The following is a 19,831-nucleotide window of genomic DNA, read 5'->3' on the forward strand; positions in this document are numbered from 1 at the left end:
TGATCGGCGCCCCGTGGGGGGGGGCGCATTAAATATTTAAGTACAAAAAAAAAACACCCCCCCCCCGCCCCGCACAGGGGCAGAGCCAATAGACCGACACGAACACAGGATTCCATAGAAGCCCGAGCAAACCGAAGCAAACCAAAGCAAAGCGAAGCAAAAAACCAGAACCATGCCCCGCCCAACCCCCGACGAACTCCTCGACAAACTCCACCGCGACGAAGAAAAACGCCAGCGCGGAAGGCTGAAGATCTTCTTCGGCGCCTCAGCCGGCGTAGGCAAAACCTTCGCGATGCTCCAGGCCGCGCGCCGCCGCCGCGACGAGAACGTGGAAGTCGTCGTCGGCGTGGTCGAAACGCATGGCCGCAAGGAAACCCTCGCCCTGCTCGAAGGACTCGAAACATTCCCGCCTGCGCGCATCGAGTACCGCGGCCGTCTGCTCGCCGAATTCGACCTCGACGCAGCCCTGACAAGAAAGCCCCAACTCATCCTCGTCGACGAACTCGCACATTCGAACGTGCAAGGCTCGCGCCACATGAAGCGCTGGCAGGACGTGCAGGAACTGCTCGACGCGGGCATCGACGTCTACACGACCGTCAACGTCCAGCACCTCGAAAGCCTGAACGACATCGTGGGCCGCATCACCGGCATTCGCGTCTGGGAGACCGTGCCCGACCGCATCTTCGATCTCGCCGATGAAGTCACGCTCGTCGATCTTCCGCCCGAAGAACTGCTCGACCGTCTGCGCGAAGGCAAGGTCTATCTGCCGCAGCAAGCCGAGCACGCGGTGCGCAACTTCTTTCGCAAAGGCAACCTGATCGCGCTGCGCGAGCTCGCGTTGCGCCGCACGGCGGACCGCGTCGATGCGCAGATGCGCGAATATCGCGCCGATCAGTCGATCGAACGCATCTGGCGCGCGCGCGAGCGGCTCATCGCGTGCGTCGGGCCGGGACCGGAAAGCGCGACGCTCGTGCGCGCGGCGGCGCGGCTCGCCGCTGCGCTCAAGGCCGACTGGCTCGCCGTCTACGTCGAAACGCCGAAGCTGCAACGCCTGTCCGACGACATCCGCCGCCGCACGCTCGATGCGCTCAAGCTCGCCTCCGAACTCGGCGCGGAAACGGTGACGCTCGATGGCGCCGATGCCGCTGCGACGCTCATCGACTATGCGCACATGCGCAACGTGTCGAAGCTCGTCGCGGGCGCATCGGCGAGTGAAGGATGGCGGCGCGTGTTCGCGCGGCCGGTCAGCGAGCGCATCATCCGGCAGGGCTCGGATATCGACGTGACGCTCGTTTCGACCGGCGCCCGCGACGAGCGACGCCGCACGTTCGCGCAGGCGTTCGGCATCTGGCGCGACGGTGCGCACTCGCCGCCGCGCGCTTATGTCGTCGCGCTCGCGATCGGCGGCGCCATCACGCTCGTCGCCGACATGCTGGCCGCGCATCGGTTCGCGCTCACGAATCTCGTGATGCTGTACCTGCTCGGCGTGATCTTCGCAGCGGTGCGCCTCGGGCGCGGGCCGGGCGTGATGCTGTCGTTCCTTTCCGTCGCCGCGTTCGATTTTTTCTTCGTGCCGCCCGAGCTGTCTTTCTCCGTGACGGACACGCAGTATCTGCTGACCTTCATCGTGATGCTGCTGACCTCGCTCACGATCAGCCATCTGACGTCGAGCCTGCGGCGCGAGGCGCGCATCGCGTCGCAGCGCGAACGCCGCACCGGCGCAATGTACGCGATGACCAGGGAACTCGGCGCCGCATTGATGACCGAGCAGATCATCGAAATCGGCACGCGTCACGTCGCGGAGGTGTTTCAGTCGAAGGTCGCGATGTTGTTGCCCGACGCCGCCGAAAAAGTGCGGCAGAAAGTGGGCGAGCCGAATCCGGATGTGACGCTCGACGCCGCGCGTCTCGATCTCGACATCGCGCAATGGGTCTACGACCAGCAGAAGCCCGCGGGCCGCGGCACCGAAACCTTGCCCGCGAGTCAGGCGCTCTATCTGCCGCTGAAAGCGCCGATGCGCACGCGCGGCGTGCTCGCGCTTGCGACCGAGCGCGAGGCCGAACTCGCGGTGCCCGAGCAGCGCCGCATGATCGAAACGTTCGCGTCGCAGATCGCGCTCGCGCTGGAGCGTGTGCATTACGTCGAGATCGCGCAGGACGCGCTCGTCAACATGGAATCGGAGCGCTTGCGCAACTCGCTCCTGTCCGCGATCTCGCACGATCTGCGCACGCCGCTCACCTCGATCGTCGGCTTCGCTTCGGTGCTGGAGGAACGGGCGCGCGAAGCCGGAGGCGGCGCGGATGAGGCGCAGGAACTCGTGCACGCGATCCACGAGGAAGCGCTGCGCATGAGCGGGCTCGTGACGAATCTGCTCGACATGGCGCGCCTGCAAGCGGGCGCGATTCGCCTGAACCGCCAATGGTCGATGCTCGAGGAGACCGTGGGCGCGGCGCTCGCGACCTCGCGCCGCGTGCTCGCAAGACGCGCCGTGCAAGTGCGCGTGCCCGCCGATCTGCCGCTTCTGCAGCTCGACGCGGTGCTGATGGAACGTCTCTTCGCGAATCTGCTGGAAAACGCCGCGAAGTACACGCCGCCGGGGACACCGATACACATCAGCGCCGCGCTGGAGCACGACGGCGATGCGCGCTTCGTGCGGGTGTGCATCGACGATGAAGGCCCGGGTGTGCCGTCCGGCATGCAGACCCGTCTCTTCGACAAGTTCACGCGCGGCGAGAAGGAATCGGCGCAGCCGGGCATCGGGCTCGGTCTCGCGATCTGCCGCGCGATCGTCGAGGCGCATGGCGGGCAGATCGGGGCGGGAAATCGTGAGGACGCGAACGGACGCATACAGGGCGCGCGCTTCTGGTTCACGCTGCCGGCCGACGATGCGCCGCCGGAAGACGTGCCGCCCGATGAAGATATCGAATCGAAGGCGGCGACGCCGGGAGCGGGCGATGCCTGATGCGGCCGTATCGGTCGTCGTCATCGAGGACGATCCGCAGATTCGCCGCTTCGTGCGCGCGACGCTGCATGCGCACGGCATGACGGCGATCGAAGCCGATACGGCCGCGGCCGGCCTGCGCGAAGCCGCGACGCGCAAGCCCGATCTGATCGTGATCGATCTCGGCTTGCCGGACGCGGACGGCATCGACGTGATCCGCGAGTTGCGCGGCTGGACGCGCACGCCGGTGATCGTGCTCTCGGCGCGCACGAGCGAGCAAACGAAAGTCGCCGCGCTCGATGCGGGCGCCGACGACTATCTGACTAAGCCCTTCGGCGTGCCCGAACTGCTCGCGCGCATGCGTGCGCAGTTGCGGCGCAACGCGCAGGCGCAGGACGAGACGCCGATGATTCGCTTCGGCGATATCGCCGTCGATCTGGGCAAGCGGCTCGTGACGCGGGAAGGGCAGCCGGTGCGCCTCACGCCGATCGAATACAGGCTCCTGACGGTGCTGATGCGTCACGCGGGCTGTGTGCTCACGCATCGGCAGTTGTTGCGCGAAGTGTGGGGACCGGAACACGTCGGGAACGCGCATTACCTGCGCGTCTACATGGGGCATTTGCGGCAGAAGCTCGAGCGCGACCCCGCGCAGCCCGTGCATATCGTGACGGAGACGGGCGTCGGATATCGGCTCGCGGGCATCGGATAGCGCGGCGAATTATGATGTCGTCTCAACGCAAACCTGCCGACAGTCGATGAGCCAACCGACCCTGAACGGGCAACGCGTGCAGCTTCGCCCGCTGCAACGCGATGACCGTGCCGCCTTGCTCGATGCCGCCGCCGATGGCGAGCTCTGGAATCTGAACGTGACGGTCGTGCCGAATGAGGACACGATCGACCGCTACCTCGACACCGCGCTCGCGGGTCGCGATGCTGGCACGGTGATGCCCTTCGTAATCGGGCAGGCCGGTGGCGGGCGCGTCGTCGGGAGCACGCGTTACTGGAAGATCGATCGCGCGAACCGCAAGCTCGAAATCGGCCATACGTGGCTCGCGGCATCGACGCAGCGCACCGGCATCAACACGGAAGCGAAATATCTGCTGCTCGCGCACGCGTTCGAAGCGATGAACTGCGTGCGCGTGCAATTCACCACCGACGAACTCAACGAGACATCGCGGGCGGCGATACTCGGCATTGGCGCGAAACAGGAAGGCATCGTGCGGCACGAGCGCATCATGCCCGATGGCCGCAAGCGCAACTCGGTGCGCTTTTCGATCATCGACGACGAATGGCCCGGCGTCAAAGCGATGCTTCTCGCGAAGCTCAGGCGTCGAGCGTAGCGGTCGCCTTCAATGTCTTCACGCGCGCTTTCATGAACGCGACGAAGCCGTGCGTGACGGTATCGTCGCGTTCGGCCTGCCATGCAAGGCCGACGCGCCATCGCGCGGCCTGATCGCGCAAGGTCAGCACGCGTGCATCGCGCAGCAGGTATCGCGCACGCGATGGCAGGAACGCGGCGCCCACGCCGCCCGCCACGGATGCGAGGACGGATTGAATGTCGTCCGCTTCCTGAATCACGCGCGGCACGAAGCCGTGCCCGGCGCACCAGCGATCGATCTGCGCGGCGAGACCCGGCCCGCGCGTGCGCGATAGCGCGATGAATCCCGGCTCGTTCAGTTCGTTCAGGTCCATGGGCAGACGTTTGTAGCGCGTGTGCTCGGGCACGGCGAGCGCGAGCGTTTCATCGAGTACGGTGAAGCCCGAAAGCCCGGCGTTAGCGGGCATGCGCATGAATCCCACATCGAGCTTGTTCGCGAGGATGCGGCGCGTCTGCTCGTGGGACGAAAGATCGTGCAGCGTGATGCTCACGCCCGGATTGAGCGCGCCGAACTCCGCGATCAGCTTCGGCACATGCGTAAGCGTCGACAGGCACAAGCCGACGCGCAGAAACCCGCGCGCACCGCTCGCGGCTTCGCGTGCGCGCACGAGCACGGCGTCGGCATCGCGCACCAGCGCTTGCGCATCGGCGATGAAGCCGGCGCCGAACGCCGTCAGCTCCGCGCCGTGGCGCCCGCGTTCGAACAGACGCGCGCCGAGGCTCGCTTCGAGCGCGGCGACCTGCTTGCTGAGCGCGGGCTGGCTGAGGTGCAGGGCTTCGGCAGCGCGGCCGAAATGGCGCAGTTCGGCGATGGTGAGGAAGGCGCGCAGGAGTTTCAGTTCCATCGGATATTCGATTCCCTCTGGCGATCGAATCGATCGAAACATTCATTTTACTTATCGATGTGCGAGCGGTTCAATGAGGCCATCTACTCGATTGTTCCGGAGCCTCGCTTGGATGCCACTTCGTTTCGCATCGCCGTGACTGCGCTCGATTCACCGCATGGCGATGCCGCGCGCCATCGTGCGCTGATCGCCGACGCCGCATTTCAGAAGGTACAGCTGGTGGTGTTCCCGCAATTGAGCATCGGCGTACCGGACGACGCATCGCGTGCCGAATCGTTCGATGGCCCTTCGATCCGCGCGATCGCCGCCGCCGTCGACGATACCGGCGTCGCGGCGGGCGTCGGCTGGATCGAGCGCACCGAAGACGGGCGCCTTTACGACAGCTATGCGATGCTCTTTCCGGGCGGCGCGCGCGTGCGCCATCGCAAGCTGCATGCGTCGCATCGCGGGTTGCATAGCGGTGAGCGCTTCACCGTGTTCGATGCGCCCTTCGGCGCACGCATCGGCATTCTGATCGGCGATGACAACGACGTCGTCGAAAACGTGCGGATGACCGCGCTCCTTGGCGCGACGCTTCTCATCGCACCGATGCGCGGCGATCGAACGCATCGCGGGATGCTCGCCGCGCGCGCCGCCGACAACGGCATGTTCATCGCGTGCAGCCACACGTCGGGCGACGAGGCGCTGATCGCCGGCCCGGACGGCCGTGTGCTCGCTCGTCGTGCGTCGGGCAATGACCATCTCGTCGTCGCGGACGTGCGGCCATCGTTGGCCGAGGCGAGTGCAGGGCGCAAGGCGCTGGCCGCGCGCCGTCCTGATCTTTATGAACCGCTCGCGCGCCAGGGCAACGCCTATCCGCTCGCGATCGAACCGGAACGCGCCATGCCGCGCGGTTCGCTGTCGCTCAGTTTCGCTGTGGTCGGACGCCATCGCGTGATGCGCTGAATCGAACGCGCACGGCTTTTCTGTCCCGATACAATCGGACGAACACATCGGACGAACACATCGGACGAACACATCGGACGAACGGCCTGACGGAGGTTTCGCACATGGATTTGATCATTCGCCGCGCATCGCTCGCGGACTCGCGCGGGCTTAACGATATCGGCATGGAAGCGGGGCGTATTGCCGCGATCGAGCCGCATCTGGCGGCCACCGCGCGAGAGGAAATCGATGCGAACGGCTCACTCGTCACCGCGCCTTTCGTCGATGCGCACTTCCACATGGACGCGACGCTTTCCTATGGATTGCCGCGCGTGAATGCGTCGGGCACCCTGCTCGAAGGCATTGCGCTGTGGGGCGAGCTGAAGCCCGAGCTCACGCAGGAAGCGCTCGTCGAGCGCGCGTTGCAGTACTGCGACTGGGCCGTGGCGCGCGGGCTGCTCGCGATCCGTTCTCACGTCGATGTCTGCGATCCGCGCCTCCTGGCCGTGGAAGCGCTCGTCGAAGTCAAGCGTCGCGTGAAACCGTATCTCGATCTGCAACTCGTCGCGTTTCCGCAAGACGGTGTATTGCGCAGCGCGGGCGCGTTCGACAACCTGAAGCGCGCGATCGCGATGGGCGTCGATGTCGTCGGCGGCATTCCGCACTTCGAGCGCACGATGGCCGACGGCGCGGCATCGGTGAAGCTCCTGTGCGAATACGCGGCGGAGCAGGGCTTGCGCGTCGACATGCACTGCGACGAATCCGACGATCCGATGTCGCGCCACATCGAAACGCTGGCGGCGCAAACGCATCGGCTGGGACTGCACGGCCGCGTGACCGGCTCGCATCTCACGTCGATGCATTCGATGGACAACTACTACGTCAGCAAGCTCATTCCGTTGATGCGCGAGGCGGGCGTCGCGGCGATCGCAAATCCGCTCATCAACATCACGCTGCAAGGGCGCTCGGATACGTATCCGAAGCGACGGGGCATGACGCGCGTGCCCGAACTGATGGCGGGCGGCATCACGGTCGCGTTCGGCCATGACTGCGTGATGGACCCGTGGTACAGCCTCGGCTCCGGCGACATGCTCGAAGTCGCGCACATGGGTCTGCACGTCGCGCAGATGACCGGCGTCGATGCGATGCGCGCCTGCTTCGATGCGGTGACGAAGCATCCCGCGCGCATTCTCGGGCTGGAAGGTTACGGCATCGAAACCGGATGCAACGCGGATTGCGTCGTGCTCGACGCGCGCGATCCTATCGAAGCGATACGCCTGCGGGCGGCGCGCACGGCCGTCGTGCGACGAGGCAAGGTGATCAGCCGAAGCCCTGCCGTTCGCGCGTCGCTGGCGCTGGAAGGGCGGCCATCGGCGATCGATTTCAGGATCGACAGGCGATAAAAAACCCCGGTCCCTGGATTGGGCCGGGGTTTTCTCGCCAGCTCGAGATCAGTGCGCCGCTTGCCCCGACATGCCGTTATGTCGCAGCAATGCGTCGATGTCCGGCTCGCGTCCGCGAAACGCCTTGAACGAATCCATCGCCGGGCGGCTGCCGCCGACTTCGAGAATCTCGCGGCGGTAGCGCGTGCCCGTCGTCACGTCGAGCACCGAGCCGTTGCTGGCCTTCGCGGCTTCTTCGAACGCCGCGTACGCGTCCGCCGACAGCACTTCAGCCCACTTGTAGCTGTAGTAACCCGCCGCGTAGCCGCCCGCGAAGATATGGCTGAACGTGTTCGGCCAGCGCGAGAACGGCGCCTGCGGAATCACATGGAACTTCTCGTTGATCGCGCGCGCGAGGTCGTTCACGTTCTGCGTCGCGTTGGCCGGATCGTAGGACGTGTGCAACACCATGTCGAACATCGAGAAGACGATCTGGCGCATCGTGCCGAGACCGCTCTGGAAGTTCTTCGCGGCGAGCATCTTGTCGAACAGCTCGCGCGGTAGCGGCGCGCCGGTCTCGACATGCGCGGACATGTCGGTCAAGACGTCCCACTCCCAGCAGAAGTTTTCCATGAACTGCGACGGCAGTTCGACCGCATCCCACTCGACGCCATTGATGCCCGACACGCCCAGTTCGTCGATCCGCGTCAACATGTGATGCAGGCCGTGGCCGAACTCATGGAACAGCGTGATGACTTCATCATGCGTGAAGCAGGCGGGCTTGCCGCCCACCGGCGCCGAGAAATTGCACGTGAGATAGGCGACCGGCGTCTGCACGCCGCCCTGCGTGCGCTTGTGGCGCGAGCGGGCGTCGTCCATCCATGCGCCGCCGCGCTTGCCTTCGCGCGCGTAGAGATCGAGATAGAACTGCGCGACGAGTGTGCCGTCCTTGTTCTCGACGCGGAAGAAGCGCACGTCGGGGTTCCACACGGCGGCTTCGTCGCGGCGGATCGACACGTTGAAAAGCGTTTCGGTGACCTTGAAGAGGCCCTTCAGCACGGCTTCCTGCGGGAAGTATTGCTTCACTTCGTTCTCGGAGAACGAGTAGCGCTTCTGACGCAGCTTCTCGGCCGCATACGCGATATCCCACGGCTGCAGTTCGGGCATGCCGAGCTCGGTCGCGGCGAACGCGCGCAGTTCCATCCAGTCCTTTTCGGCGTAAGGACGCGCACGCGTGGCGAGGTCCTCGAGGAACGCGATCACTTGCGCGGGCGATTCGGCCATCTTCGGCGCGAGCGACACTTCCGCGAAATTCTGATAGCCGAGCGTCTTCGCTTCCTCCTCGCGCAGCTTCAGATGCTCGACGATATTCGCGGTGTTGTCCCATTCAGGCTTGCCGTGGCCGTAGGTGCCGCCCAGCTCCGACGCACGGGTGGCATACGCGCGATACATCGCCTCGCGCATCGGCCGATGATCGGCATATTGCAGCACCGGGAAATACGACGGGAAATGCAGTGTGAACTTCCATCCTTCCTTGCCGTCGCGTTGAGCGGCTTCGCGGGCCGCTTCGATCACGTCATCCGGCAGGCCGGCGAGATCGCTTTTTTGCGTGACGACGTACGCGTAGGCGTTGGTCGAATCGAGCACGTGATCGGAGAATGCCTTGGAAAGCGCGGCTTGCTCCTCCTGCAATTGCGCGAAACGCGGCTTGCGGTCCTCGGGCAATTCGGCGCCCGACAGACGGAAATCCCGCAGCGAATTCTCCAGGATCTTCTTGCGCTCGGCCGATAAACCGGCGAATTCCGGTCCAGCGGCAATCGCCTTGTACTTCTCGTAGAGCGCGAGGTTCTGACCGACGCTTGCCGAAAATTCGGTGACGCGCGGCAGGTTTTCAGCGTGCGCGGCGCGCAGTTCTGGCGTATCGGCAACCGCGTTCAGATGGCCGATTACGCCCCAAGCGCGGGACAATTTTTCCGATTCCTGCTCGACCGCCTCGACGACATCTTTCCAGGTCGCCGGCGTGTCCGGCGCGCTCGCACGGTCGACGGCGGCCTTTGCATCGGCGAGCAGCACGTCGAGCGCCGGCGTGACGTGCGCAGGCTGAATTTCGCCGAAACGCGGAAGATCGGAAAAATCGAGCAGCGGATTGGCCGCTGCCAGGGTGGACGTGGTGTCGCTCATGACTCTCCCGTTCTGATGTTGGGTAAAGCGCGGGCGGGGAGTGTCGCACCCGTCCGCGCCGGCTCTCTGAGAGATTATTAGGGCGTGCGAGGCAAATTCCAATCGATTGTTTTTAAGGGGCCGATTAATGCGGCCCAGCGCCGATTTTCACGCCTGCGCCGCGCGCTCGGCCGCTTCGATCGTGTTGACGAGCAACATCGTGATGGTCATCGGGCCGACGCCGCCCGGGACCGGCGTGATATGGCCGGCGACTTCCCTGACGCCCGCGAAATCGACGTCGCCGCACAGCTTGCCTTCGTCGTCGCGATTCATGCCGACGTCGATCACGGTGGCGCCCGGCTTCACCATGTCGGCGGTCAGGATGTTGCGGCGGCCGACCGCGGCGACGATCACATCGGCATCGCGCGTATGCTTCGCGAGGTCGCGCGTCTTGCTGTGACAGATGGTGACGGTCGCGCCGGCTTCGAGCAGCAGAAGCGCCATCGGCTTGCCGACGATGTTCGAGCGGCCGATCACCACCGCGTTCGCGCCTTTCAGGTCGATGTCGTGCGCCTGGAACATCTTCATCACGCCGTAGGGCGTGCACGGGCGAAAGAGCGGCTTGCCGGTCATGAGCGCGCCCGCATTGGCGACGTGAAAGCCGTCGACATCCTTCTCGGGCGCGATGGCCTCGATGACCTTGTGGCTATCGATGTGCGCGGGCAGGGGCAGTTGCACAAGAATGCCGTGGATGGAAGGATCGGCGTTGAGCTTTGCGACGTGCGCGAGGAGTTCGTTTTCGGCGAGCGTCGCGGGGAAGCGGTCCATCACCGAGTGCAGGCCGTTGTCGTGGCACGCCTTCACCTTGTTGCGCACGTAGACCTCGCTCGCGGGATTGTCGCCGACGAGCACCACGGCCAGGCCCGGCTTGTGTCCACGGGCGGTGAGGGCGGCGGCGCGCTGGGCGACATCGGCGCGAAGGGTCTTGGAAAGGGCGTTGCCGTCGATGAGTTGGGCAGTCATGGCGAATCGGATCGAGGATGGGCGAAGGCGCGCGAGGGCGTTAAGCCGTCGCCGCGCCCGCTGCTTCGTGCGGCAGCGGTGCGCGGCGCTCGCGCATGGTGCTGGGCGCGTTTTTCGGCAAATGCGCCCCTGGGAAGGGCGAAATTATACCGCCGGGCGCTATTGCACGTTTTGGCCCGCCATGCCCGCCACTTCGCCGGGCCTTAAGGCGTAACCGCCTTCCAGGACGAATCCGGATTGAACGACTTGATCGCCGCGGCCGCGCGTGCGGACGCCGGGCCGAGGTCTTTTTCGAAGATCTGCCCGTCCTGGTTGACGATGAAAGTCATCACACCGGTCTGGCCGTAGCGCGCCGGCGTCGCGATCAAGCCGAAGCCTTGCGTCAGCTTGCCGTCCTGCAGATAGCTCTTCGCGCCGCCCTGCGCGTTCGCGCCCTGCGAAGTCAGGATGCGGTAGTGATAGCCGTAATAGCCGTCGGCTGCGCTCGGCTTGTTCGGCATCGTGGCAGCGAGCGGGCCGAGCGGGCTGTCCGGCTCGCCCGGCGCGGTGTCCCAGTAGAGGCCGTCGTGTTTGCCGTGCGTGCTGACGAAACGGTCGGCGTAGCGGTCGGCCGTCTTGTGATAGTCGTTCTGCGCGGCGACATACGCGAGCGCGACCTGCATCGCCGAACGCTCGTTGCGGCCGATACGCCGCGTGAGCAGTTCGTCGCGCGCGGCGGGCATGTCGAAGCGCCAGCCTTTCGCGACTTTCACGAGCGGAATCGGCAGCGTCCAGCCGCTCGTGCCCGCTTCGATGTGCGCAGCCGGATGGCCTTTGAGCGGTTGAGCATCCTCGACGATGCGATGCTGCTGCGCCCACGCGCCCAGGTACGCATAGATGTCCTCTTCGCCGACACTGCCGGCGGGTACGTAATGCCTGTGGTCCTTGCCGAGGACTTTGGCGAGCGCGGTGTCGTCGTTGGTCGCGATGGCGTCGGTGAGCGCCTGCGCGGCCGCTTCCGCGGTCGGATAGACGGTCTGCGCGTACGCGAGCGATACGCCGAGCGCGAGCGATGCGGCGACGAGGGCGCGCAGGAATGGCTTCTTCGTTGAGGCGAATGCTTGGGTAGGGGTCATCTCAGGCTCCTGAAAGTGGCGTTCGCCGCGTATGCGGCGTTTGAGCGATCAGTCGAATCGATCATCAACGGCGATGAAAGCCTCCGCCGCCGCCTCGCTGGAACCCGCCGCCGCCGTGCATTCCGCCGCCGCCCCCGAATCCACCGCCCTGACGTTGCGCGCCCCCCGCGCCGCCGAATCCACCCCCCGCACCGCCCCCCGCACCGCCGCCCGCCTGACGCTCGATACCACCGCCGCCGCCGACGCGGTTATGCGACTGATTGGCGAACGACTCCCGGCTCGCCTGTCCGCGCTGGATGTCCTGGCGCGCACCATTGCCGTCGCCCGCACCGCGCAGCGCGTTATCGCGGTTCACGTTCTGCGAGCGCTGGCGCAGGTCGCTGGTGTCGCGCGCGTTCACACCGCCGCCCTGGCGAATGCTCTGCACGCGCTGGCTCGCCGGCTCGTTGAGGTTTTGCCCGGTGCGCTGCTGCAGCGTCTGCGCCGCCTGCGCGCGCGCATTCTCGCGACCCCGAAACTGGTTGGCGTTCGCGCCGAGATTCGCGTTGTTCAACGTGTTCTGCCGGTTCGCGACGTTGGTCCGGTTGAACTGCGGATCGTTGCGGTTCCAGCGCACGTTGTTGCTGTTCGCATTGATGCGGTTGCTCGTGTTGATGTTGTTGTAGCGGTTCACGTTGACGTTGACATCCCCGTGCCCCCAGTTGCAGTTGCCCCACAGCGAATTCACGACCGCGACGCCTGCGCCGAACGCGAGACCGCCGACGAACGCCGACGCCATCGCATATCCCGGAGGCGGAGGCACGTAGACCGGCGGATAAGCCGGATAAGGCCACGTGCCGTACACGACCGTCGGGTTATAAGTCGGCACATAGACCACTTGCGGATTGGCCGGCTCGATTTGAATCACCGTGGTGCTGGTGGTCGTGCTGCCCGCCGGCGCCGGCGCGCTCGTGATCTTCTGCTGCTCGTTCGTCTTCAGATTCCCGGCGCTTTGCGCCGCGCGCCGCAGACGCTGAACGGAGTCCATCACGTCGCTCGGCTGCGCGATGAAGGCGTTGCCGAGCTGCGTCACCCAGTCGATCTTGGAGGCCATCGTTGCGAGCGCCTGAGGGAACGCGACGAGCGATTGCACGCTCGGATCCCACGGCTCGGTCTGCACGGCTTTCACGGCGTCGTCGCCCTTGACGTTCGGGTTCGCCTTCGACCACGCGGCTGCATCGGTGACTTGCGATGGATACGTCGACGCCATCAGCACTTGCGCGAGCAGCGCGTCGGGATAGAGCGCGACCGGCGCGGTCAGCGCATCGAGCTGCTGGTTCGTGAGCTTCTGCGCGGCGCTCGCGGCGTCCTGCGTCTGCGCGTGAACCGCGGCGGGAAGCAGCGCCGTAAGCGGCAACGCGAGCGCTACGCTCATCGCGATGATGCGCAGCGTGCGCGCGCGATGCCTGATGATGTAAGGGCTTCGTTTCAAGATCAAGTCCTCCGGTGCACGACGCTGGACACTCGGCGCGCGTGGACTGCCGATGCGGCGGGATGCGCCTGTAGTTTGCCGATAAGCAGCGAACTGATGCGCAGTGCTGAATGAAGGCGAGGGAATTGATGAGCGAGTGGCTTCGGTTTCGAAGACCTGGACGCCAAACGTTTGACATTCGAGCAAGGACGCAGCAGCCGTCGTGTCGCGCATGACCATTGTCCGGTAGTGGAGGTCACGCCAACTTACGGGCGGCCCTCTGGATGTGTCAACGTGATTGAGGAAATATCACGTTTCACTCTTGCCGACAACGGGGTTTCGGAAGGGGACGAACGGCGCGCGCGTGTCGCCAGGCGCGCCATGCAAGCGCGGCCGGCATGGCGATGCCGGCCGCGAAGAGAGAGATGAAGCCGTTACTGCTGAGGCTTGTTCGACAGCGCGAGACGCAGCAGATCGGCGACGGTGTTCACGGAGAGCTTCTCCATGATGTTCGCGCGATGCGCTTCCACCGTCTTGATGCTGATGCCGAGATCGTCGGCGATCTGCTTGTTCAGGCGCCCCGCGATGATGCGCTCGAGCACCTGATGCTCGCGTGCGGTCAGCTTGCCCAGACGCTCTGCGGCGGCGCGCTGCTGCTGCACGCTGGTGCTTTCGCTGCGCGCTTTCTCCAGCATGCGCTCCACGAGCTTGCGCAGTTCGGCTTCGTCGAACGGCTTTTCGATGAAGTCCATCGCGCCTTTTTTCATCGTCGAGACGGCCATCGGCACGTCGCCGTGACCCGTCACGAAGATGATCGGCAGCAGCGAATTCTCGGCGATGAGTTTCTCCTGCAGCTCGAGCCCCGTCATGCCGGCCATGCGCACGTCGAGGATCAGACAGGAGATCGCGCCGGAATGCGAGATCGGCAGATAGACGTCGAGGAACGATTCCGCGCTGGAGAAGCATTGAACGCGATAGCCGTTTGCTTCGAGCAGCCAGCGCAAGGAATCACGCACGGCTTCATCATCGTCGACGACGAAGACAGTTTCCTGAGTGGTGACTGTGCTCATAGTTCTCCCGTAACTGTTTGTTGTCTCGTATGTTCGTCCTGCGCATCCGTGCCGCCCGTGCCCGACGAGCCGTCCACTTCGCCGATCGGCAGGCTGCAGTGGAAAGTCGCGCCGGTCACGTGGCCGTCCGCTTCGACGTTGTTGACCACCCAAAGGCGTCCGCGATGCGACTCGATGATCGAGCGGCAGATGTTCAGCCCCATGCCCATGCCGTCGGACTTGGTGCTGTAGAACGGCTCGAAGAGGCGCTCGGCGGTTGCCTCGTCCACGCCCGGTCCCTGATCGACCACGCTGATGCAAACGAAGCCGCCGTCCATGCGCTGCACGACGACGCGAATCACCGGATCGACCGCGGTTGGTTTCGCATCATGCATCGCCTCAGCCGCGTTTTTCAACAGGTTGACCAACACTTGTTCGATCAAAACCGGGTCGACGTAGATCACCGGCATGCGCGAGCGGATTTCGGTGACGATGCGGATCTTGCGTTTGCGCGCTTCGATTTCGGCGAGACCAACCGCGTCCGCGACGATATCCGCGACGCGCGCGGCCTGGCGCTTGGGCTCGCTGCGCTTCACGAACTCGCGGATGCGCTTGATGATCATGCCTGCGCGCACGGCCTGCTGCGCGGTCTTCTCGAGCACGGGAAGCAGCGTTTCCTGCGTCATGCGGCCGGATTTCACCAGCGCGACGCAGCCGGAACAATAGTTGTTGATCGCCGCGAGCGGCTGATTCAGCTCGTGCGCGAGCGACGACGCCATTTCGCCCATCGTCATCAGGCGGCTCGTGAACTGCAGTTTCTCTTCCTGCTGATGCGCGAGTTCCTGCGCCTGCTTGCGCTGCGTGATGTCGGTGGCGATCTGCATCTGCGCGAGATGGCCGTCGACCCACTGGATGTACTGGCGGCGCACCTCGAACCACTTCTGGATACCCTCGACATAGACTTCCTGCGCGTCCGCCGAGCTTTCGGTGAGCGCGGCGGCGGGGAGGCCCGCGTAGGTGTCGACCATGTCGATGGTATCGGACGAGCTTTGCGAGCCGCCGTCGAACGCGGCGCCGGCGAGCTCCAGATGGCCGTCGGGACGGATGCCGAACAGATGGCGGTAATAGCGATTGGCGAAGAGCAGCTCGGCTTCGTCGGCGGCGAGCACGGAGACGGCCGCGTCGAGGCTTTCGAGCACGGTGGTGAAGCGCTCGTGCGCCGCGGCGAGCTCTTCGCGCGCGCGCTTGGGTTCGGTGATGTCCGTCATCGACGACATCCAGCCAGTCTGCCGCCCCGAGCTGTCGATCAGCGGCGAGACGTACAGCCGCGCGTGGAAGAACGAACCGTCCTTGCGGCGCACGCGCAATTCGAAGCCGGAAGAGGGCGCCTTGCCGCGCAGCGTCATGTCGAGCTGGCGCTGCATTTCGGGATAGGCGTCGCGCGGCCAGTACGGAAACGGCGCGTTCTTGCCGACGAGATCGCTCTCGTCCCAGCCCGTCATGCGGCAGAACGCGGGGTTCACGTGCGTGATGCGGCCGTGCATGTCGAGCACGCGCATGCCGATCAGCACCGAGTTTTCCATCGCCCGGCGGAAGAACGCTTCGGCGTACAGCGCCTGTTGCGCCTCGAAGCGCTGGCGCGTGTGTTTCCACAGACTCCAGAGACTCCACAGCACGAAGCACGACAAGCCGGCCACGAGCCAGACGAGCGTGTTATTGGTGAAGTTCGTGAGCTGCGGGTACGAATAGACGCGCACCGACAGGCCCTGACCCGGCGGATCGAGCGGCAGGTCGTAGAACATGTCGCGCGGCAGGCGCGGGCGGCTCGACGTGGTCGCGAGTTCGCGGTTGTTCAGGTCCGTGATGGAGATCTTGTACTTCGCCGACAGTTCGCTGGGAATGTCGTGCTTGAGGACGCCCTCGATCGAGAACACCGCCGCGATCGAGCCGAGGAATTCCCGGTCGCGGAAAACCGGTGTCTGCAGCGTGATATAGCCGTTGCCGAGATCGTCGTAGAGCAATGGCGAGTAGACTTGGCGGCGGGTGGTCCGCGCTTCGTCGAACGCGGCCTGCACGGCCTCGTCCATCTGCGTGTCGTTCGGCTTCGCGAGACGCGATCCGAGCACGGGCAGCGGCGTATTCGGCCAGCGCGGCTTATGCTCGCTCGTATACCAGTTCATGTAGAGGATCTCGGGATGCCCCTGCATGATGTCGGTGGACGAGGTCTGGAAGGTTTGCGGGTCGCCGTGGCCGGTCACGATGTCGCGGGCGAGCGCCTGGATCTGCTCCTGTGCTCCCGTCATCGAGAGACGGATTTGCTGCTGCGCCCACGCGACATTGCGGTAGAGCGTGTCTTCCTGCTGCTGTTGCTCGCGCCGGTTCAGGCTCCAGAGGATGAGACTCATCACGACCAGAAATACCAGGATCGAAATGAGCGGCGTGAGTAAATAGGAGTTCGACCACCACGGGCCGTGGTGCCAGCGAGAGGGCGAGGCGTCGGTCGGCTTGCGCGGGACCCTCGCCGAGCGTTTGATCAGCCGTTCGGTCAACATGGAAGCGATTGTAACGCAGCGCCTGATTGTTAATTGGCGTAAAAAGAGGGTAAAGAAGCCTCGATTGCAGGAAAAGGAGGAGAAACATCTGACTAAAAAAGTCTTATGGGACGGTGCGTTGCAGCAATTTTTCGTATGGTGAGATCAACTCTCATGATTTGAAAAATTCCTTGCGTCATGGTCTGGACCCTCTTTAGAATTGCCGGCACGCGGCCAGTGCCCGCCTTCGATCGGGCGTGCGCCGGCGGTTCTCAGAGTGTTCCTCACATCAGGAGACGAGCATGTCCGCTGTACCCGACGAAGTTCTCAAATATGTCGCCAACGCCAAGGACGACGATCCTCAGGAAACCGCCGAGTGGCTCGACGCGCTCGACGGCGTAATTTCCGCGGTCGGTCCTGATCGCGCGCACTACCTGATCGAGAAACAGATCGAATTCGCTCGCGTTCATGGCGAGCACCTGCCGTTCTCCGCCAACACGCCGTACATCAACACGATCCCCGTCGCTTCGCAGGCCAAGATCCCGGGCGACCAGGACATCGAACACCGGATCCGCTCGTACACCCGCTGGAACGCCATCGCGATGGTTCTGCGCGCGGGCAAGGATACGAACGTCGGCGGCCACATTGCTTCGTTCGCGTCCGCCGCCACGCTCTACGACGTGGGCTTCAACCACTTCTGGCACGCGCCGTCGAAAGAACACGGCGGCGATCTCGTGTTCGTGCAGGGCCACTCGTCGCCGGGCGTGTACTCGCGCGCGTTCCTGCTCGGCCGCCTGACCGAGAAGCAACTGAACAACTTCCGCCAGGAAGTGGGCGGCGAGGGCATCTCGTCGTATCCGCACCCGTGGCTGATGCCGGACTTCTGGCAATTCCCGACCGTGTCGATGGGTCTCGGCCCGATCATGGCGATCTATCAGGCGCGCTTCATGAAGTACATGGCCGCGCGCGGCATCGCGAAAACGGACGGCCGCAAGGTCTGGGCGTTTCTCGGCGACGGCGAGACGGACGAGCCGGAATCGCTCGGCGCGATCGGCATGGCCGGCCGCGAGCGTCTGGACAACCTCGTGTTCGTCATCAACTGCAACTTGCAGCGCCTGGACGGCCCGGTGCGCGGCAACGGCAAGATCATCCAGGAACTGGAAAGCGAATTCCGCGGCGCGGGCTGGAACGTCATCAAGGTCATCTGGGGCAGCCGCTGGGATGCGCTCTTCGCGCGCGACAAGACCGGCGCGCTGATGCGCCGCATGATGGAAGTCGTCGACGGCGAATACCAGACGTACAAGTCGGAGTCGGGCGCGTTCGTGCGCGAGCACTTCTTCAACACGCCGGAACTGAAGGCGCTGGTCGCCGACTGGTCCGATGAAGACATCTGGAACCTGAACCGCGGCGGTCACGATCCGCACAAGATCTACGCGGCATTCGACGCCGCGACCAAGACGAAGGGCGCGCCGACCGTCATCCTCGCCAAGACCATCAAGGGTTACGGCATGGGTGAGCATGGTCAGGCGATGAACATCACGCACCAGCAGAAGAAGCTGCCGATCGACACGCTGAAGAAATTCCGCGACCAGTTCCGCCTGCCGCTCACCGACGAGCAAATCGCCGACGTGCCGTACCTCACGTTCGAGGAAGGCTCGAAGGAACTGGAGTACATGCGTCAGAAGCGCATGGACCTCGGCGGCTATCTGCCGGCGCGTCGCGAAAAGGCGGAATCGCTGCCGGTGCCGGCGCTCGCCGCATTCGAGCCGCTGCTGAAGGGCACGGGCGAAGGCCGCGAAATCTCCACGACGATGGCCTTCGTGCGGATCCTGAACATCCTGCTGAAAGACAAGGCACTCGGCAAGCGCATCGTGCCGATCGTGCCGGACGAATCGCGTACTTTCGGCATGGAGGGTCTCTTCCGTCAGATCGGCATCTGGAATCAGGAAGGCCAGAAGTACATTCCCGAAGACTCCGACCAGCTGATGTTCTACAAGGAATCGGAAACCGGGCAGATTCTGCAGGAAGGCATCAACGAAGCAGGCGGGATGTGTGACTGGATCGCGGCCGCGACGTCGTACTCGACGCACGGCGAGATCATGATCCCGTTCTACATCTTCTACTCGATGTTCGGCTTCCAGCGCATCGGCGATCTGGCGTGGGCCGCGGGCGACATGCGCTCGCGCGGCTTCCTGCTGGGCGGTACCGCTGGCCGCACGACGCTCAACGGCGAAGGCCTGCAGCACGAAGACGGCCACTCGCTGCTGTGGGCGGCGTCCGTGCCGAACTGCGTGAGCTACGACCCGACCTTCGGCTACGAGCTCGCGGTCATCATGCAGGACGGTCTGCGCCGCATGGTCGCGGATCAGGAGGACGTGTACTACTACATCACCGTGATGAACGAGAACTACGAGCATCCGGCGATCCCGCAAGGCGATGCCGTTGCATCGGACATCATCAAGGGCATGTACGCGTTCAGGAAGGCCGATGCGGCCGGCAAGGCGCACGTTCAGCTGATGGGCGCGGGCACGATCTTCAACGAAGTGATCGCCGCCGCCGATCTTCTGAAGAACGACTGGGGCGTCACCTCCGATCTCTGGAGCGTGCCGAGCTTTACCGAACTGGCCCGTGACGGTCAGGCGTGCGAGCGCTGGAACCTGCTGCATCCGACCGAAGAGAAGCGCGTGCCGCACGTGAGCGCGCTGCTCAAGGGCGCGAAGGGTCCGGTGATCGCATCGACGGACTACATCCGTGCGCTCGTCGACCAGATCCGCGGCTATGTGCCGAACAAGTTCGTGGTGCTCGGCACCGACGGCTACGGCCGCTCGGACACGCGCGAGGCGCTGCGCCACTTCTTCGAAGTCGACCGCTACTGGGTGACGCTGGCCGCGCTGAACGCGCTGGCCGACGAAGGCACGATCGAGCGCAAGGTCGTCGCTGAGGCGATCAAGAAGTACAACCTCGACCCGTCCAAACCCAACCCGATGACCGTCTAAAGGCATCGCCCCCGAGCGTTGTGACGCGGCCTCTTTC

The 19,831-nt window shown here is 64.7% G+C and carries 13 protein-coding genes; 6 read left to right on the forward strand and 7 right to left on the reverse strand.

Annotated elements, in window-relative coordinates:
* Nucleotides 1-172 precede the first annotated feature (172 nt).
* Genes NCS58_RS05585 through NCS58_RS05595 form a run of 3 tightly spaced genes read left to right on the forward strand, consistent with a single transcriptional unit; the run spans nt 173 to nt 4,281 of the window.
* Nucleotides 173-2,962, forward strand: a complete 2,790-nt coding sequence (locus tag NCS58_RS05585) for a sensor histidine kinase KdpD (RefSeq protein WP_250538074.1) — start codon at nt 173-175, stop codon at nt 2,960-2,962.
* The gene (gene kdpE, locus NCS58_RS05590; RefSeq protein WP_061119865.1) at nt 2,955-3,650 is read left to right on the forward strand and encodes a two-component system response regulator KdpE; all 696 of its coding nucleotides are present in this window, start codon (nt 2,955-2,957) and stop codon (nt 3,648-3,650) included. Before NCS58_RS05585 ends, kdpE begins: the two co-directional genes overlap by 8 nt.
* A 46-nt stretch (nt 3,651-3,696) precedes the next feature.
* Entirely contained in the window at nt 3,697-4,281 is a 585-nt protein-coding gene (locus NCS58_RS05595) for a GNAT family N-acetyltransferase (protein ID WP_250538075.1), read from the forward strand.
* Here the strand turns inward: NCS58_RS05595 and NCS58_RS05600 are convergent.
* Entirely contained in the window at nt 4,265-5,164 is a 900-nt protein-coding gene (locus NCS58_RS05600; RefSeq protein WP_250538077.1) for a LysR family transcriptional regulator, read from the reverse strand. The two genes, NCS58_RS05595 and NCS58_RS05600, sit on opposite strands and share 17 nt — an antisense overlap.
* Before the next feature lie 108 nt (nt 5,165-5,272).
* Between NCS58_RS05600 and NCS58_RS05605 the strand changes: the two genes are divergently transcribed.
* Both NCS58_RS05605 and NCS58_RS05610 read left to right on the forward strand, forming a co-directional pair.
* The gene (locus tag NCS58_RS05605; RefSeq protein ID WP_250538078.1) at nt 5,273-6,109 is read left to right on the forward strand and encodes a nitrilase-related carbon-nitrogen hydrolase; all 837 of its coding nucleotides are present in this window, start codon (nt 5,273-5,275) and stop codon (nt 6,107-6,109) included.
* A 104-nt stretch (nt 6,110-6,213) separates the two neighbouring features.
* The gene (locus tag NCS58_RS05610) at nt 6,214-7,491 is read left to right on the forward strand and encodes an amidohydrolase family protein (protein ID WP_250538080.1); all 1,278 of its coding nucleotides are present in this window, start codon (nt 6,214-6,216) and stop codon (nt 7,489-7,491) included.
* 48 nt (nt 7,492-7,539) lie between these two features.
* Here the strand turns inward: NCS58_RS05610 and NCS58_RS05615 are convergent, their stop codons facing one another.
* The 6 genes from NCS58_RS05615 to fixL all read right to left on the reverse strand — a co-directional run bounded on the left by NCS58_RS05615 (nt 7,540) and on the right by fixL (nt 16,819).
* Nucleotides 7,540-9,651: a M3 family metallopeptidase gene (locus NCS58_RS05615; protein WP_061121757.1), complete on the reverse strand. Its 2,112-nt coding sequence runs from the start codon at nt 9,649-9,651 to the stop codon at nt 7,540-7,542.
* A gap of 147 nt (nt 9,652-9,798) precedes the next feature.
* Nucleotides 9,799-10,653, reverse strand: a complete 855-nt coding sequence (gene folD, locus NCS58_RS05620) for a bifunctional methylenetetrahydrofolate dehydrogenase/methenyltetrahydrofolate cyclohydrolase FolD (RefSeq protein ID WP_061121756.1) — start codon at nt 10,651-10,653, stop codon at nt 9,799-9,801.
* Nucleotides 10,654-10,856: 203 nt separating this feature from the next.
* A complete protein-coding gene (locus tag NCS58_RS05625) occupies nt 10,857-11,768 on the reverse strand; it encodes a DUF2950 domain-containing protein (RefSeq protein WP_250538082.1) in 912 nt (303 codons plus the stop codon).
* A 64-nt stretch (nt 11,769-11,832) separates the two neighbouring features.
* Nucleotides 11,833-13,182, reverse strand: coding sequence for a DUF3300 domain-containing protein (locus NCS58_RS05630; RefSeq protein ID WP_250538178.1), 1,350 nt, complete (start codon nt 13,180-13,182; stop codon nt 11,833-11,835).
* Nucleotides 13,183-13,652: 470 nt separating this feature from the next.
* Nucleotides 13,653-14,288: an oxygen response regulator transcription factor FixJ gene (gene fixJ / locus NCS58_RS05635; protein WP_014190971.1), complete on the reverse strand. Its 636-nt coding sequence runs from the start codon at nt 14,286-14,288 to the stop codon at nt 13,653-13,655.
* Nucleotides 14,285-16,819 (reverse strand): oxygen sensor histidine kinase FixL, encoded by a 2,535-nt coding sequence (gene fixL, locus NCS58_RS05640; RefSeq protein ID WP_061121754.1) that lies wholly within the window; start codon nt 16,817-16,819, stop codon nt 14,285-14,287. The genes fixJ and fixL overlap by 4 nt, the downstream gene beginning before the upstream one ends.
* A 281-nt stretch (nt 16,820-17,100) precedes the next feature.
* Here fixL and aceE point away from each other — a divergent pair, with 281 nt between their 5' ends.
* Complete coding sequence (aceE, locus tag NCS58_RS05645; RefSeq protein ID WP_061121753.1) at nt 17,101-19,794, forward strand: pyruvate dehydrogenase (acetyl-transferring), homodimeric type; 2,694 nt, start codon at nt 17,101-17,103, stop codon at nt 19,792-19,794.
* Nucleotides 19,795-19,831: the final 37 nt, after the last annotated feature.

It is taken from the genome of Caballeronia sp. INML3B, from assembly GCF_023631305.1.
Taxonomy (GTDB): Bacteria; Pseudomonadota; Gammaproteobacteria; order Burkholderiales; family Burkholderiaceae; genus Caballeronia; species Caballeronia turbans.